Origin of the sequence: Nonomuraea sp. NBC_00507 (assembly GCF_036013525.1) — a bacterium.
GTDB lineage: Bacteria > Actinomycetota > Actinomycetes > Streptosporangiales > Streptosporangiaceae > Nonomuraea.
Map to the genome: position 1 here is coordinate 9,970,605 of NZ_CP107853.1, position 15,189 is coordinate 9,985,793.

Here is a 15,189-nt window from a genome sequence, read left to right on the forward strand (position 1 = left end):
GTCATGGCGCCTACCTTAGCTCCTCGACGCCCAATCTGCGTCAAGACTCTTGACATACATGCGCGATCGAAAAAGAATACCGGTCCAAGAGATGACGCATGTGTTACCGGAGGGGACCTTGGCCGCTCATGCTGAGACCCGCCCCACGGTGGTGGTCACCGGCGGGCTGGGCCGGGTGGCGCAGCTGATCCGTCCCGCGCTGGCATCTCGCTATCGCCTCCGTCTGCTCGACCGGGAGGCGTACACCGCCGAGGACTACGTCCGAGCGGATCTCACCGAACCGGGTGCCGCCATCGAGGCGCTACACGGTGCGGCGGCTCTGGTGCACCTGGCCGGGTCGGCCAATCCACGCATCGGCTGGGATCAGGCGTACCGGGCCAACATCGTCAGCACTCAGTGGCTCCTGGACGCTGCCGCAGCCACGGGAGTGCCTCGCGTGGTGCTGGCCAGCTCCGTGCACGCCATCGGAGAGTACAACCGCGCGCAGTACCGGCCGGTCCCACACGACGTTCCTCCGTGGCCGTGTTGCCCGTACGGATTGAGCAAGGTGGTGATCGAGACGCTGGGCCGCCATCACGCCGAGTCGACCGGCGCCAGCGTGATCTGCCTGCGACTGGGCCTGGTCGGCTGGCCGCTGGTGGAGGAACGGCATCTGGGCATGTGGCTGTCTGATGGCGACGCCGTCCAGCTGTTCGAGGCAGCCCTGACCGCTCCTGTCCCCTACGGGGTTTACACCGGCGTATCCGCCAACTCCCGCCATCACTGGGACATTACTCGAGCTCGCGATGAGTTGGGCTACCACCCCCGCGACGACAGCGAATCACAAGCCGTCGGTGCCGGCCCTCCGACCGAGGTGCTGTGCCGGCTGTTCGACGAGACCGAAAACACCATCCCTGGAGGGGGAGTCCGATGAGCACAACCCGACGTCGCGCGCTGGCGGGGATCGCCACGCTCGCATTAGGGGCGGTAGTGGCCGGTTGCGGTCAGCCCAGTAGCGGCGGCGGTAACGCCGGCGCGTTCACCTACTGGTCGATGTGGCGGGTGGACGAGCCGCAGGCCAAGGTGATCAAGGCGGCCATCGACAAGTTCCAGGCCGAGACCGGCGTCAAGGTGACGGTTGAGTGGCAGGGCCGGGACGTCCGGCAGAAGATCGGTCCCGCGATCGCCGCCGGCAAGGCACCCGACCTGTGGGACCAGGGAGCGGACGTGGTCGCCACCACCGCGCTGGCCGGACAGGCCGCCGACCTGTCCTCGGTCTACGACTCCGAGGTGCCCGGCGAGGGCAAGAAGGTATCGGAGATCATCGACGCCAAGTACGTCGAGGGGCTGCCGAAGGACCCGGCGGGCGTCAACAAGTGGCTCGTGCCGTACGAGCTGGTCTCCGCCGGCTTCTTCTACAACGCGGCCGACCCCGACCTGGCCACGCCGCCCGGCACGTGGGAGGAGCTCATCAAGCTCTGCGACACCCTCAAGGCCAAGGGCAAAGCGTGCCTGGCCTCCGACGGAGATTCGGCTTGGGAGAACTTCCTGACCCTCGACTACCTGCTGGTCCGCGACAACGGCGCCGGCACGCTCAGGAAGATCTTCGAAGACAAGACCGGCGGCGGCTGGGACAACCCCGGCGCTCTGGAGTCGGTCAAGCGGGTGGAGCAGCTGGTCAAGGGCGGCTACCTGATCGAGGGGTACGACGCCAGCAAGTACCCTGCCCAGCAGACCAACTGGGCCAAGGGCAAGGCCGCCCTCCTCATGCAGGGCAGCTGGGTGCCCACCGAGGTCAAGCCGCTCGTCGGCGCCGACTGGAAGACGGGCTACTTCCCGATGCCCACCACCAAGGGCGGCAACACCGAGGTCGATGCCATCCTGTTCGGCTTCTCGGTGCCGAAGAAGGCGAAGAACCCTGACCCGGCCAAGCGGTTCATCTCCTACTTCCTGAAGAAGGAACGCCTGGAGAAGATCGCCACCGAGGCCGGCAACATCACTCCCCGCGCGGACATCCCCGCCCCTGCCGGCTTGCAAGACGTGCAGAAGGCACTCAGCGAGGAACCCGTCCGGTGGATCATGGACAACGTTCCCGGTGAATACGGCGACAAGGTCGTCTTCCCGGTCTTCTTGGAGCTCTGGCACGGCAAGATCACTGCGGAGCAGTTCGTGGCCAAGGCCAAGGCGGCCCATGTCCAGTACTGGAAGGTCGCGGGTTGATGGCGTCCTCCCTGACGACCCGGCGCCCGGGGGCGGCGCACGCCGCCCCCCGGGTCCGGGGGCGTGGGCGAGCTCCGCTGGACCGGGAGCGGCGGCGGTTGTTCTGGCCGTTCGTCCTGCCTGCCGTGCTCACGTACGGCGCGCTGTTCCTGGCCCCCATCGCATACGCGGCTTGGACAAGCCTGTACAAGTGGGACGGAATGGGAGACAAGCAGTGGCGAGGCCTGGATAACTACCGGATGCTCTGGGATGATCCGACCTTCACCACCTCGGTGGGCAACACCCTGAAGATTCTCGTCGTCGGCGGCCTGACCACCTTTGTCCTCAGCTTCGCGCTCACGCTGGTGCTGCGTGAGATGAAGGCCAAGCTGTTCGCCCGATCGGTGCTCTTCTTTCCCTGTCTGGTCAACGCGCTGGTCTTCGGCGCGGTGGCCGGCTTCGTCTTCAGCCCTGACGGCCCCGTCAACGTGGTGCTCGGCTGGGCCGGGGTGGACACCCCGCCCAAGTGGCTGTCGACCGACAACATCTTCTCGCTGATCATCGCCACGACGATCTGGACCGCAACCGGCTACTACACGACCATTCTCATGGCCGCCGTGGACCAGATCCCCCGCTACCTGTATGAGGCGGCCGAGTTGGAGGGCGCGACGGCCTGGCAGCAGCTACGGCTCGTGACCATCCCGCTGGCCTGGGATGTGATCACGGTATGCGCGGTGCTGTGGACCGTGTCGTCGGTGAAGGTCTTCGAGCTGATCCTGCTGTTCGGCGGAAGCACCTCGGGCCAGCCGCCGACGCAGACCTGGACCACAGCCATGTACGTCTACGTCTCGGCCTTCCCGACCGGGTCTGTCCCCAAGCTCGGGCTCGCCTCCGCGGCCGCCCTGGTCAGTCTGCTCATGGTCGGCCTGTTCACCGTAGTGCTACGCCGCCTGATGCGGCGTGACCCGATCCAGTACTAGGAGCGCGCGTGAATCGATTCCCAGTGCGCGGGGTCGGCCTGACGCTGGTCTGGCTGATTGTGATCGCGGACCTCCTGCTGCTTTTGTGGATCTTTCTTACGTCGCTGCGGGAGACCGGCGACATCTTCGACCGCCCGTTCGCGCCGCCGAGTGCGATCGAGCTGGGCAACTATGCCAATGCCTGGACCAGCGGCGGCTTCGGCGCCGCCGCGCTGAGCAGCGTCATGGTCTCGGTGATCTCGTCCGTGGCCGCGGTGGCGATCTCGGCGCCCGCCGCCTACATGCTGGCGCGCCGCCGTACCAAGGTCTCGGGCGCGATCACCATGTCGTTCATCATGGGCCTGGGCGTGCCGGGGCAGGTGCTGCTGGTCCCGCTGTTCGTCGGGCTGGCCGCCGTGGACCTGGTCGACTCCTACACCGGACTCATCCTCATCTACGTGGCGCTGGCCCTGCCGTTCACCGTCTACCTGCTGACCGGGTTCTTCTCCGGCGTCCCCATGGTGCTGGAGGAGGCGGCCTCCATCGACGGGGCCGGTCCCTTGTACATGTTCAGGCGGGTGATCCTCCCCGTGGCCAGGGGCGGATTGATCACCGCGTTCCTGCTGCAGTTCATCGGCGCGTGGAATGAGACGCTCTTCGCGATCGCCTTCATGCAGAGTGACGACAAGATCACCCTGCCGGTGGCGCTGGTCAACTTCGTGAAGATGCAGCAGCTCAACGGGCTGGACTGGGGGACCATGTTCGCCGGAATGTGCATCATCCTGGCCCCGATGGTGGCGCTGTTCGCCTGGATGGGCAGCCGCATCATCGAAGGCATGACCGTGGGGATCGGCAAGTAGCCATGACGATCCCGCGTACCGTCCTCGCCATCACTGTGGCACTCGCGCTCGCCTGCGCGCCGGGATGCGCCGCGCCACCCGTTCCCTCGGTCGGCGGCACCCCCGTGGCGCTGTCGATCACGCTACTGGACGGCCGTCGCGGCCAATTCCCGGCCAGAGGCCCGCTGCTGCTGGCGTTCCTCGACCCCACCGCGCCGGCCGGTTTCGCCTCTCGCAGCCAGATCCCCGTCCTGCGCAGCATGGCCACCCAATACGGCCATGCGGGCCTCAGCATCCTCATCGTCGACGCCACCGGCCGGGCGGGCGCAGACGACTTGGTCAACTTCAGCCACGACTGGAACCTGCGCCCACCTTCCATCGCCATTGCCGCGCCCACCGAAACCGCAACTCTCGCCCGGGCCTATGGGGTGGCCACCGCGCCGGACACGCTGCTCGTCACCGCCGACGGCGTCATCCGGCACCGCTGGCGCGGCACTGTAGCCGCCGCTCAGGACCTCGCCCTCACCCTGCAAGCCCTGCTGCCCCCGCCACCTCCACACGCTAGGAGACACCCCCATGTCCGTCCCACCTCCCAGGTGGCGGACGGCCTTCGCTGTCCTCACCACGCTCGCCACCGCCACTGTGCTGACCGCCGTGGCCGCGTCCAGCCCCGCGGCCGCCGCCACGGCCTTCTACGTCGACTGCTCCGCAGCCGGCAATGGCTCCGGCACGGAGGCCAGCCCCTGGAACACCCTGTCCAGCGTCACCTACCGCACGTTCAGTGCGGGTGATCAGATCCTGTTCAAGCGTGGCACAACCTGCAACGGCAGGCTCGCGCCGTGGGGATCCGGCGCTCCGGGCGCACCCATCGTCATCGACGCCTACGGCACCGGCGCCAAGCCACATATCGCCGGCGGCGGCGGATCTGACGCCGTCCGTCTGCACAACCAGCAGTACTGGGAGATCCGCAACCTCGAGGTCACCAACAAGGGCGCCGCCGTCGACAACCGCCGCGGCGTCTACATAACGCTCGAGGACATCGGCACCGGTACGTACTACCGGCTCACCAACCTCACGGTGCATGACGTCAACGGCGACGACACCAAGGATCTGGGCGGCAGCTCCGGCATCCATTTCGACGTGCTGGGCAACAAGACCAAGACCAAGTTCGACGACGTCGTCCTCGATGGCAACGAGGTCTATGCCGTCGACCGGTCCGGCATCAACATGTCGACCACGTGGAAATGCCGCGCCACGACGAACTGGGACCGCTGCCCGGACCGCGTGGACAATTACTACCCGTGGACGCGCTTCATCGTCCGCAACAACACTGTGCACGACACCGGCGGCGACGGTGTCGTCATGCAGTACACCCAGAATGGGCTCGCCGAGCACAACGTCCTCTACGACATCGCCATGCGGTCGCCCAAGGCCAACGCCGGCCTCTGGGCGTGGAACGCCGACAACGTCACCTTCCAGTTCAACGAGGTCTACCGTGTACGGCGCGCGCCTGGCACCAATGACGGCAACGCCTTCGACGCCGACTACGGCACCAAGGGAACGCTCTACCAGTACAACTACAGCCACGACAACGAGGGCGGAATGATCCTCTACTGCGGCTGCGGCGGCGGGACATCCGAGACGCGCGACGCCGTGGCCCGCTACAACGTCAGCCAGAACGACAAGTCCCGGATCATCATGGGCGCCGGCGCCATCGGCGACTCCGCCTTCTACAACAACACCGTCTACCTGCCCCCGGGCTCCACCACGAAAATCATTGAGGAGTACAGCTCCGGCACGCACCTGACCATCGCAAACAACATCATCGTCAACCACGGCAGCGGCGGATACAGCTATACGGCCGACCACTACAAGTTCGCCAACAACATCCTCTACGGCAACCATCCCGGAGGACCTTCAGGTCAGCTCGCCACTGATCCTAAGCTCGTGGCCCCCGGCGGGAACTCTGTAACCGGCTACCAGATCGCCGCCGACTCGCCGGCGATCGGCGCCGGGCAGGTCATCGCCGGCAACGGCGGTCGTGACTACTGGGGCAACCGGGTATCGGCCGTCTGCGCGCCCGACATCGGCGCCCACCAGCGCTCGACCCAGAACGACGCCACCTGCGGCACCGTCAGCAATGGTGGATTCGAGACCGGTTCGCTGTCGCCCTGGTACGCCTGGAACGGCGCGTCCGTCGTGACCGGCAACGCCCACTCCGGCACCCAGGCGTTGCGTGTCGGCCCGGCACCCGCCTCGGCGGAGCAGCGGATCACCGTCTCCCCGAACACGACGTACCGATTGGCAGGCTGGGCGAAGACCGCCACCGCCGGCGAGGAGGTCCATATCGGGGTGAAGAACTACGGTGGCGCGGCCGCGTACAAGTCCATCACCGACACCGCGTACACCAACGGCTCGGTGTTCTTCACCACCGGCTCCGGCAACACACAGGCGACCATCTACTGCTACAAGCACACCGGCAGCGGCTACGCCTACTGCGACGACATCACCGTCACCAAGTCCTGACCAACCGGCCCCAGCGGCCCCAGGGTTCAGGCCGCCGGACCGCACCCACGCGAGCCCGCTGGACCAGGCGCAACGGGCGTTTCGTCCCGGAGAACCCCGCGAACTCGCGTAGTTGCGTGCGCAGCGTCTGCCATGACCCTTACATGAGCTCGGCCGTGCCTCCCCCTTACCGCTTCAGGGGCGGTGGTGCAGTGCTGCGCCTGACCACCAGGCGCGTGGGTACGAGGTCAGTGCCGGATCGCGGGACGTCGTGTTCGCGGATCTGCCGCAAAGCCTCCTGGGCACTTTTCCGGCCCACCTCGGCGAAGTCCTGGTGGACCGTGGTCAGGGACGGGGCAAAGAAGGCGGATTCGGGGAGGTCGTCGAAGCCGACCACGCTGATGTCGCCGGGGACGGCCTTGCCTCGTTCTTGGAAGGCGTGCAGGAGGCCGAGTGCCATGTGGTCGTTGGCGGCGAACACCGCGGTGCAGCCCGGCTCTTCTGCGAGCTTGAGGCCGGCCGCGTAGCCCGATGCGGCCGTCCAGTCGCCGTGCAGGGGCGGTGGCACGGGCCGTCCGGCTTCCTCGAGCACGGTCCGCCATGTCCGGGCTCGGCGCTGGCTAGCGTACGAGGTCTCCGGGCCGGTCACGTGCCAGACGGTCTCATGTCCGAGTTCGAGCAGGTGACTGACGGCATGCCGGGTGCCGCCGGCCTGGTCCGTGTCGACCACGCGATAACGGTCGCCGGCGTCGGAGTCCACAATGACCACGCGCACGCCGGGCGGCAACTTCACGGTGCCTGCGTCGAGCAGGCGGACCTCGATGAAGACGATGACGGCATCGACGGCCAGTTCGCCCATCCGGGTGAAGGCGCCCAGCACACTGTCCTGGGTCGGGACGTCGACGGGGATCACCGTGATCGCGTATCCCTCGGCCGCAGCCTGGGTCGCGATCGCTCCCACGGTTTCGCTGTGGCCGGTGGCGGAGAGGCTGTAGAGGATCACGCCGATGGTCTTGAACTGCCCGTATCGCAGGGCGCGCGCGGCACTGTTGGGCCGGTAGCCCAGGTCCCGCATCGCCGCAAGCACCCGCTCCCGGGTCGAACCGATCACGCTGGGATGGCCGTTGGCGACTCTTGACACGGTCTGAGGCGAAACTCCAGCAAGCTTGGCCACGTCGGCCCTCGTGACGTGCTGTTTGTGCCCGCCCGGTATGGCCGAGCCGTCTCGCTGTGCACTTACCGCAGGACCAGGATCCTGCTGTCCCTGTTCACTCAGGTCCATCGACCCCTTCGCTCCTGTCCGTCCGCTCGTCGCCGTCCGCTGAAGGCTCGGGCGGAAGATTTAACGTGCGAGAAACCTTGACTTCTCACTGTGACGGGTGCCACGCTACCGCATCATGTTCACGTGACCATCACGCCCAGGCAATGGCACCCCTGAGCACAGTTTCGGTCGGCGCGTCGAGTCGGGCTCGATGGTCACGTGACCACGAGATTCGGTCGATGCGTCGAGTTGGTCAATGGTCACGTGACCACTAGTCGATGGTCACGTGACCACGCGGTGCTGTCAGCGTTCGAGTAGCGAGGAGTGAAGCGGTGGTCTCAGCACCACAGGCAGGGGTTCTAGGTGTCGGAAGGCCGTCGGCCTCGAGACGGCGATCATTGATCGGCTGGCAGTTCGTCGGGCCGTTCATGGCGGTGTTCGCGCTGGTCTTCCTCGCGCCAATCGGCTACTCGATCTACCTGAGCCTGTTCCGTACCCGGCTGATCGGCGGAACCACCTTCGTCGGAGCCGACAACTACACCGAGGCGTTGGGCGACGCGCAGTTCTGGTCCGCCTTCGGCCGGGTGGCGATGTTCCTGGCCGTGCAAGTCCCGATCATGTTGTTCCTCGCGCTTCTGCTCGCCCTGGCGATCGACAGCGGGCGTCTGTACGGGGCGGGCTTCTTCCGGATCTCCGTATTCCTGCCCTACGCGGTGCCCGCGGTGGTCGCGACCCTGATGTGGGGCTTCATGTACGGAACTCGCTTCGGCCTGATCGGCAACATCAACGAGTCGTTCGGGATCTCCCTTCCGGATCCGCTGTCACCCGATCTGATCCTCGCGTCGATCGGCAACATCGTGACCTGGCAGTTCGTGGGCTACAACATGCTGATCCTCTATTCGGCGCTGCGAGTGGTCGATCCCGCGCTGTACGAGGCCGCGGAGATCGACGGTGCGCGGCAGCTGCGGATCGTCTGGGCGATCAAGCTCCCCGCGTTACGAGCGGCGCTGGTCATCGCGACGATTTTCTCGATCATCGGCAGCTTCCAGCTGTTCAACGAGCCGAGCGTCCTCAAGAGCCTTGCGCCGAACGCGATCACGACGTACTTCACGCCGAACCTCTACGCCTACTCGCTGTCCTTCGCCGGGCAACGGTTCGACTACTCGGCGACGATCGCCATCGTCATGGGCGTGATCACGATGATCATCGCCTACGCCGTCCAGCTGCGCGGCATGCGGAAGGAAATCTGATCATGGCCACCACGACTTCCGCCGCCGCCCACAAGTCCCGTAAAGGTCGGCGCTCAGGTGCCTCGTCTGGCCCCCGCCTGGCCCGGCATGCTCGGCTCGCGTCCCGCCCGACCCGCCGGAGCGCCACGCTGACCGCCCTGACAGCGATCATGTTGGTCTACACACTGCTTCCACTGGCCTGGCTAGCGATCAACGCCACCAAAACGCAGGAAGACCTGCTCGACTCCTTCGGGCTGTGGCTGGCCGGAGACTTCGCCCTGTTCGGCAACATCGCCGACACTTTCACCTACAACGATGGCATCTTCACCCGCTGGCTGATCAACACCTTGCTTTACGTCGTGGCGGGCGCGGGCGGCGCGACATTCCTCGCAACGCTCGCGGGATACGGGCTGGCGAAGTTCGGCTTCCCCGGCAAGAAGGCCGTGTTCGCCACCGTCATCGGGGCGGTCGCGGTGCCCGGCACCGCACTGGCCGTCCCCACGTTTCTGATGTTCTCCGAGCTGGGGCTGACGAACACCCCGTGGGCGATCATCATCCCCTCGCTGGTGTCGCCGTTCGGCCTCTACCTCATGTGGACCTTCGCCATCGATGCCGTCCCGAAGGAGGTCCTCGAGTCGGCCCGCATCGACGGCGCCGGCGAGCTCCGCACGTTCTTCTCCATCAGCGTGCCGCTGCTGGCCCCCGGAATCGTCACTGTTCTGCTGTTCAACGTGGTCGCGACCTGGAACAACTACTTCCTCCCGCTGATCATGCTGAAGGACCCCGACTGGTATCCGCTGACCCTCGGCCTGAACAGCTGGAACGCCCAGGCCTCCACCGTGGGCGGCGAAGCAGTCTTCAATCTCGTGATCACCGGGTCACTGCTCACCATCGTCCCGCTGATCGCGGCGTTCCTGCTGCTTCAGCGGTACTGGCAGTCGGGGCTGGCCGCCGGAAGCGTGAAAGGTTGACCGGCGCCCGGCCCGACTGCCCATGCCCCTCAAGTACACCCCCAACGAAAGGCACATTCATGACGATATCCCGTCGTCACGCCCTTTTTCTGGGCGCGGCCACCCTCTCGGTGTCCCTTGCAGCCAGCGCCTGCGGCTCCTCCAGCACGAATGACTCCAGCAGCGTCAAGCCCACGACCGTCTCCGACGCCGACCTCCAGGCCGCTCTGGACACCGGCGGCAGCATCACGGTCTGGGCGTGGGAACCGACCCTCAAGCAGGTCGTTAGCGACTTCCAGGCCAAATATCCGAAGGTCAAGGTGAACCTGGTCAACGCCGGCACCACCAACGACCAGTACACGGCCCTGCAGAACGCGGTCAAGGCCGGATCGGGCATCCCCGACGTCGCCATGATGGAGTACTCCGCCCTGCCGCAGTTCACCCTCGCCAACTCCATCGCCGACCTGAGCACCCTCGGCGCGGACAAGCTCGAAGGCACCTTCACCCCCGGCCCATGGGACGCCGTCCACGCGGGTACCAGCGGTATCTACGGACTGCCGATGGACTCCGGCCCGATGGCCCTGTTCTACAACAAAGAGGTCTTCGACAAGCACAAGATCGCGGTGCCGGCCACCTGGGAGGAGTACATCGCCGCGGCCAAGAAGCTGCACGCCGCCGACCCCAAGACGTACCTCACCGCCGATACCGGCGACGCCGGTTTCACCACCAGCATGATCTGGCAGGCCGGCGGCAGGCCCTACACGGTCGACGGCACCACCGTCAGCGTGAACTTCACCGATCCGGGCACCCAGAAGTTCACCTCCGCCTGGCAGCAGATGGTCAGCGGCAAGCTCGTCGCCCCGATCGCCGCCTGGAGCGACAGCTGGTACAAGGGCCTGGGCGACGGCACCATCGCGTCGCTCGTCACCGGCGCGTGGATGCCCGCACCCTTCGCAGCCGGGGTCAAGGCCTCGAAGGGCAAGTGGCGCGTCGCGCCCATGCCGCAGTGGCAGGCAGGCGGCAAGGTCACCGCCGAGAACGGCGGCAGCTCCCTGGCTGTCATGGAGGCGAGCCCCAACAAGAAGCTCGCCTACGCCTTCCTTAAGTACGTCAGCGTCGACGAGGGCGCGCAGACCCGCATCGACCAAGGTGCGTTCCCCTCCACCACCAAGCACATGAACTCCCCGGACTTCCTGAACAAAGAAGATCCGTACTTCGGCGGCCAGCAGATCAACCAGATCCTCGCCCAGTCGGCCACCCAGGTCGCCCCTGGCTGGTCCTACCTGCCCTTCCAGGTCTACGCCAACAGCATCTTCAACGACACCGTCGGCAAGGCCTACGTCTCCGGCACCACTCTGCAGGACGGCCTGAAGTCCTGGCAGGACGCCAGCATCAAGTACGGCCAGGAACAAGGCTTCACTGTCAAGTAACGCGCTGCCCAGCCCGCGTCCTTCCGCCTGTGGGCGTGATAGCAGGATCGCGCAACGGCACTTCTTCGCACCTCAACCCTGAGGGCACGAGGCCTCAAGACCGGCCGCCACCGGTCCCCGCTGACAACGACCTCAGCAACCCGCCCGCCACATCCCCATCGCCAGGCCGACCACCTGACGGGCCGGCGGGGTCCCACCCCGGCCTCACCAAGCCACGCGCAGCATCCCCCATCCTCTGAGCCGCCCCTACCCCGAGGAGCAATCGGATGCACGGATTCTCGCCCAGCACCCTGCCCAGGCCACCGCCCCGCAGGTTCTGGCGCCGGTCACGATCACCGCGGCCGGCCGCGCAGCCGCCATCAGCGTCCCGCACCCGCCGCACCGAGCAAGGACACTCAGCGGGCGGTGACAACGCCGTAGCGGCCCCGGCGAGAAGTAGGGCGGCCGTGCCCGCCAGCCGCCCGGAGCGAGCACGTCAGCTCTGGCAGCCGCTCCCCTCGCTGCCCCGCCGTTCATCGCCACCTAGCTCCATGCCTTCTTCAGGAAGGCACCCAGGCGCCACCACAGCATCACCGTCGCAGCGAATCGCTTCGTGGCGCCCAAGGCGGCAACGACCGCCTGCACAGAGCCGCAAACACACAAGGGACACGACATGCTCAACTCCCCACGCACCCGACCCAGTCCTCACTCCACCGCACGCCCGACCGCCCGTACCCGCTCCCGCCGCCGCGCGGCGGCCGGTCTGCTGGCCGCGCTGATCACCGTGCCGCTCAGTGTTCTGTCCGGCGCATCACCGGCCGCCGCCGACGACAACCCTGTGGACGCCAGCAAGTTCAAGGGCGTGAACTGGGCCATGCCGGAAGACAACTACCAGAGCGAACCCATCGTCCCCGAGGGGCTGGAGGCATCCGACGACTACGACACCGTCAAGGCCAAGGCCAACGCCATCCTCAGCGGGTTCCAGAGCACCACCGGCGCAAACACCGTCCGGCTGCCGATCAACATCCACACCATCCCCGGCACGACGTGGGGCGACAAGTACGCCGGCGCCATCGATGCCGCGACGGACATGGGCTTCAAGGTCATCCTGTCCTATTGGGAGGGGGACGGCGTGGACGAGAACAACGACGGGAAGCCGGACGGGCCCGGCAGGGACGGCAAGATCGTCGACATGGATGCGTTCAAGTCGATGTGGAAAGCCGTGACGGACGCGTACAAGGACAACAGCCAGGTCTACTTCGAGCTGCTCAACGAGCCCTATGCCATCGACCCCAAGGACTGGGCGAACATCGCCGCCACCTGGATCGCCGACAACCCATCGATCCCCAAGAACCGAATCATCGTGAGCGGAGAGCGATGGAACGGCGACGTCACGTCCTATTGCGCCGATGAGCGCCTTAACGGGACCTACCTCTCGTTCCACCACTACGCGTTCAACAACGACGAGAAGACCTACGACGAGTGGGTGGAGGATTTCAAGCGCCAGGTCGGCAACTGCGGCAAGCGCACCATCCTGGACGAGTTCGGTGCGCCGATGGACGACGGCCGCGACTACAACGACGCGGACAGCACCGACAACTTCGTCCGGTACCTGCGCGCAGAGACCGACACTGTCCTCGAACTCGGCATGGGCGCGGTCCAGTGGCCGGCCCTCGGGGGCAAGCACGGCTCCCGGCCGAAGCCCGAGTACGACGGGCACGACTGGTACTCCCTCTTCCACCTGGAGGGCAGCGGAACCGACCTGGCGCTGGGCGTCCGCAATATCAGCGGCATCGAGCGCCTCAAGTACGCCTTCGGCATTGACGCTGACGCGCGCACGAGCGTCCTGCGCAACGTCGACGCCGGCCAATGCCTCGACGCCCCCGACAATGCCACCTCCTCCGTCAAGGTCGCTGACTGCGACGGAACGGACGCCCAGAAGTGGACCAGGATGCCCTCCGCGCTGATCAAGGTCGGCGGCAACAAGTGCCTGTACGCCGCAAGCTCGGGCGACGGTTCCCATGTCGGCACCACTGACTGCGACGACCGGGACCACCGCCAGAAGTGGATGTTCTACTCCGACGAAACGATCCGCTCAGTGCATCCGATGACGCCTCCGAAGGCGGAGGAGCCCGCCCCTCTGTGCCTGGACAAGGACCTGGCCTCCTCCAGGGTCCAGCTCTACAAGTGCTGGGGCGGCAAGAACCAGCAGTGGAACATCAAGACCAGCTAGACGAAGTCCCGCGGGACACACCCGCAGGCCGGTCGCGGACCTCAAGGGCCGCGACAGGCCTCCCCGGGGGCGCCCCCCGAGCAGCGCCCCGATCCATCCGCGGTCCATCCGCACCCCGAACACATCCCGACCACGCAGTGAGGACAGCTGTGCCCCTTGACGACCTGACCGCCTTCCGCCCCGGCTTCGCCTGGGGTGCGGCCACCTCCGCCTACCAGATCGAAGGCGCGGTCGCCGAGGACGGCCGAGCACCATCCATCTGGGACACCTTCTGCAAGCAGCCCGGCGCCATCGCCGGTGGTGACACCGGTGACATCGCCTGCGACCACTACCACCGCTGGCCCCAGGACGTGGCGTTGATGAAGGCCCTCGGCCTCAACGCCTACCGCTTCTCCATCTCATGGCCCCGCGTCATGCCGGAGGGGGACGGCCGCGTAAACCAGGCGGGGCTGGCCTTCTACGACCAACTGGTCGACGCGCTGCTGGAAGCGGGCCTTGCTCCTCATGCCACCCTCTACCACTGGGATCTGCCGCAGGCCCTCGAGGACCACGGCGGCTGGCCCGCCCGCGACACCGCCCTACGATTCGCCGACTACGCCACCGTCGTCGCCGAGAAGCTGGGTGACCGGGTCACCGACTGGGCGACGCTGAACGAGCCGTACTGCTCCGCATGGCTCGGCCACCTCCAGGGCGTCATGGCGCCGGGTCGCACCGACCTGACCGCCGCCGTACGCGCCTCACACCACCTGCTGCTCGCCCACGGGCTCGGCGTCCAGGCGATCCGGGCAGCAGCCCCACGAGCGCGGGTCGGCATCGTCAACATCCTCACGCAGTCCGAGCCCGCGAGCGACCGGGACGAGGACATCGCCGCCGCACACCGCGACGACGGGCACAGCAACCGTTGGTGGCTCGATCCCATCCACGGCCGTGGCTATCCGGCCGACATGGTCGAGGTATACGGGACCGAACCACCCATCGAGCCCGGAGATCTGGAGACGATCGCGGTGCCGCTGGACTGGCTGGGCGTGAACTACTACAAGCGGTCAGTCACCGTTGACGATCCGCAGGGACCCGCACCTTTCGCCCGTCCCGTCACACCGCCGGGAACACCCCGTACCGGGATGGACTGGGAGGTCCACGCGGACCGGCTGGAACACGTGCTCGTCCGGGTCACCGAGGACTATGCGCCGCGATCGGTCCTCGTCACCGAGAACGGCTCCGCGTACCCCGACCGTGTAGCACCAGACGGCAGCGTGCACGACGTCGAGCGCACCGCCTTCCTGGAGTCCCATCTGGCGGCCTGCGCGCGGGCTGCCCGCCGCGGCGTCCCGCTCGACGGCTACTTCGCCTGGTCCCTGCTGGACAACTTCGAATGGGCGTACGGCTACTCCCAGCGGTTCGGGATCGTCTACGTCGACTACGAGACCCAGACGCGCACGGTCAAGGACAGCGGCCACCGCTACGCCGAGATCGTCCGCGCCCACCGGCGCACGCGCGAGCAGGCCGTCGTCGAGCTCTGACCGACGTCCACGCCGCCTGGCAGGCGAACCATGCCCGGCCACTGACGGCAGTTGCCGGCGCCCGCCCACGCCCGCGCAGCGCCGCGAGGACCTAGCCGTGCGCCAG

Annotated in this window: 12 protein-coding genes; 11 read left to right on the forward strand and 1 reads right to left on the reverse strand. The window is 66.8% G+C overall.

The features are described 5' to 3' along the window. The first annotated feature begins 118 nt into the window (after nt 1-118). From OHA25_RS48020 to OHA25_RS61705, 6 genes are all read left to right on the forward strand, one after another. Nucleotides 119-913 (forward strand): NAD-dependent epimerase/dehydratase family protein, encoded by a 795-nt coding sequence (locus OHA25_RS48020; RefSeq protein WP_327583519.1) that lies wholly within the window; start codon nt 119-121, stop codon nt 911-913. After that, nucleotides 910-2,199 carry an ABC transporter substrate-binding protein gene (locus tag OHA25_RS48025; RefSeq protein ID WP_327583520.1) on the forward strand — a complete coding sequence of 430 codons (1,290 nt, stop codon included), beginning with the start codon at nt 910-912 and terminating at the stop codon, nt 2,197-2,199. Before OHA25_RS48020 ends, OHA25_RS48025 begins: the two co-directional genes overlap by 4 nt. Next, nucleotides 2,199-3,158 carry a carbohydrate ABC transporter permease gene (locus OHA25_RS48030; RefSeq protein ID WP_327583521.1) on the forward strand — a complete coding sequence of 320 codons (960 nt, stop codon included), beginning with the start codon at nt 2,199-2,201 and terminating at the stop codon, nt 3,156-3,158. Before OHA25_RS48025 ends, OHA25_RS48030 begins: the two co-directional genes overlap by 1 nt. 8 nt (nt 3,159-3,166) lie before the next feature. Continuing rightward, nucleotides 3,167-3,997, forward strand: coding sequence for a carbohydrate ABC transporter permease (locus OHA25_RS48035; RefSeq protein WP_327583522.1), 831 nt, complete (start codon nt 3,167-3,169; stop codon nt 3,995-3,997). A 2-nt stretch (nt 3,998-3,999) separates the two neighbouring features. Next, nucleotides 4,000-4,767: a peroxiredoxin family protein gene (locus OHA25_RS48040; protein WP_327583523.1), complete on the forward strand. Its 768-nt coding sequence runs from the start codon at nt 4,000-4,002 to the stop codon at nt 4,765-4,767. A 148-nt stretch (nt 4,768-4,915) separates the two neighbouring features. Next, nucleotides 4,916-6,502 carry a carbohydrate binding domain-containing protein gene (locus OHA25_RS61705; RefSeq protein ID WP_442942241.1) on the forward strand — a complete coding sequence of 529 codons (1,587 nt, stop codon included), beginning with the start codon at nt 4,916-4,918 and terminating at the stop codon, nt 6,500-6,502. A 166-nt stretch (nt 6,503-6,668) separates the two neighbouring features. On the opposite strand, the gene OHA25_RS48050 is transcribed toward OHA25_RS61705, so the two are convergent. Further along, complete coding sequence (locus OHA25_RS48050; protein WP_442941974.1) at nt 6,669-7,763, reverse strand: LacI family DNA-binding transcriptional regulator; 1,095 nt, start codon at nt 7,761-7,763, stop codon at nt 6,669-6,671. 377 nt (nt 7,764-8,140) lie between these two features. On the opposite strand from OHA25_RS48050, the gene OHA25_RS48055 reads away from it, so the two are divergent. The 5 genes from OHA25_RS48055 to OHA25_RS48075 all read left to right on the forward strand — a co-directional run bounded on the left by OHA25_RS48055 (nt 8,141) and on the right by OHA25_RS48075 (nt 15,083). Next, nucleotides 8,141-8,992 (forward strand): carbohydrate ABC transporter permease, encoded by an 852-nt coding sequence (locus tag OHA25_RS48055; RefSeq protein ID WP_327583525.1) that lies wholly within the window; start codon nt 8,141-8,143, stop codon nt 8,990-8,992. A gap of 2 nt (nt 8,993-8,994) precedes the next feature. Then, nucleotides 8,995-9,942 carry a carbohydrate ABC transporter permease gene (locus OHA25_RS48060; RefSeq protein WP_327583526.1) on the forward strand — a complete coding sequence of 316 codons (948 nt, stop codon included), beginning with the start codon at nt 8,995-8,997 and terminating at the stop codon, nt 9,940-9,942. 110 nt (nt 9,943-10,052) lie between these two features. Next, a complete protein-coding gene (locus OHA25_RS48065; RefSeq protein WP_327583527.1) occupies nt 10,053-11,351 on the forward strand; it encodes an ABC transporter substrate-binding protein in 1,299 nt (432 codons plus the stop codon). Between the two features lie 652 nt (nt 11,352-12,003). After that, complete coding sequence (locus OHA25_RS48070) at nt 12,004-13,563, forward strand: ricin-type beta-trefoil lectin domain protein (protein WP_327583528.1); 1,560 nt, start codon at nt 12,004-12,006, stop codon at nt 13,561-13,563. 149 nt (nt 13,564-13,712) lie between these two features. Beyond that, the gene (locus tag OHA25_RS48075; protein WP_327583529.1) at nt 13,713-15,083 is read left to right on the forward strand and encodes a GH1 family beta-glucosidase; all 1,371 of its coding nucleotides are present in this window, start codon (nt 13,713-13,715) and stop codon (nt 15,081-15,083) included. The last annotated feature ends 106 nt before the right edge of the window (nt 15,084-15,189 follow it).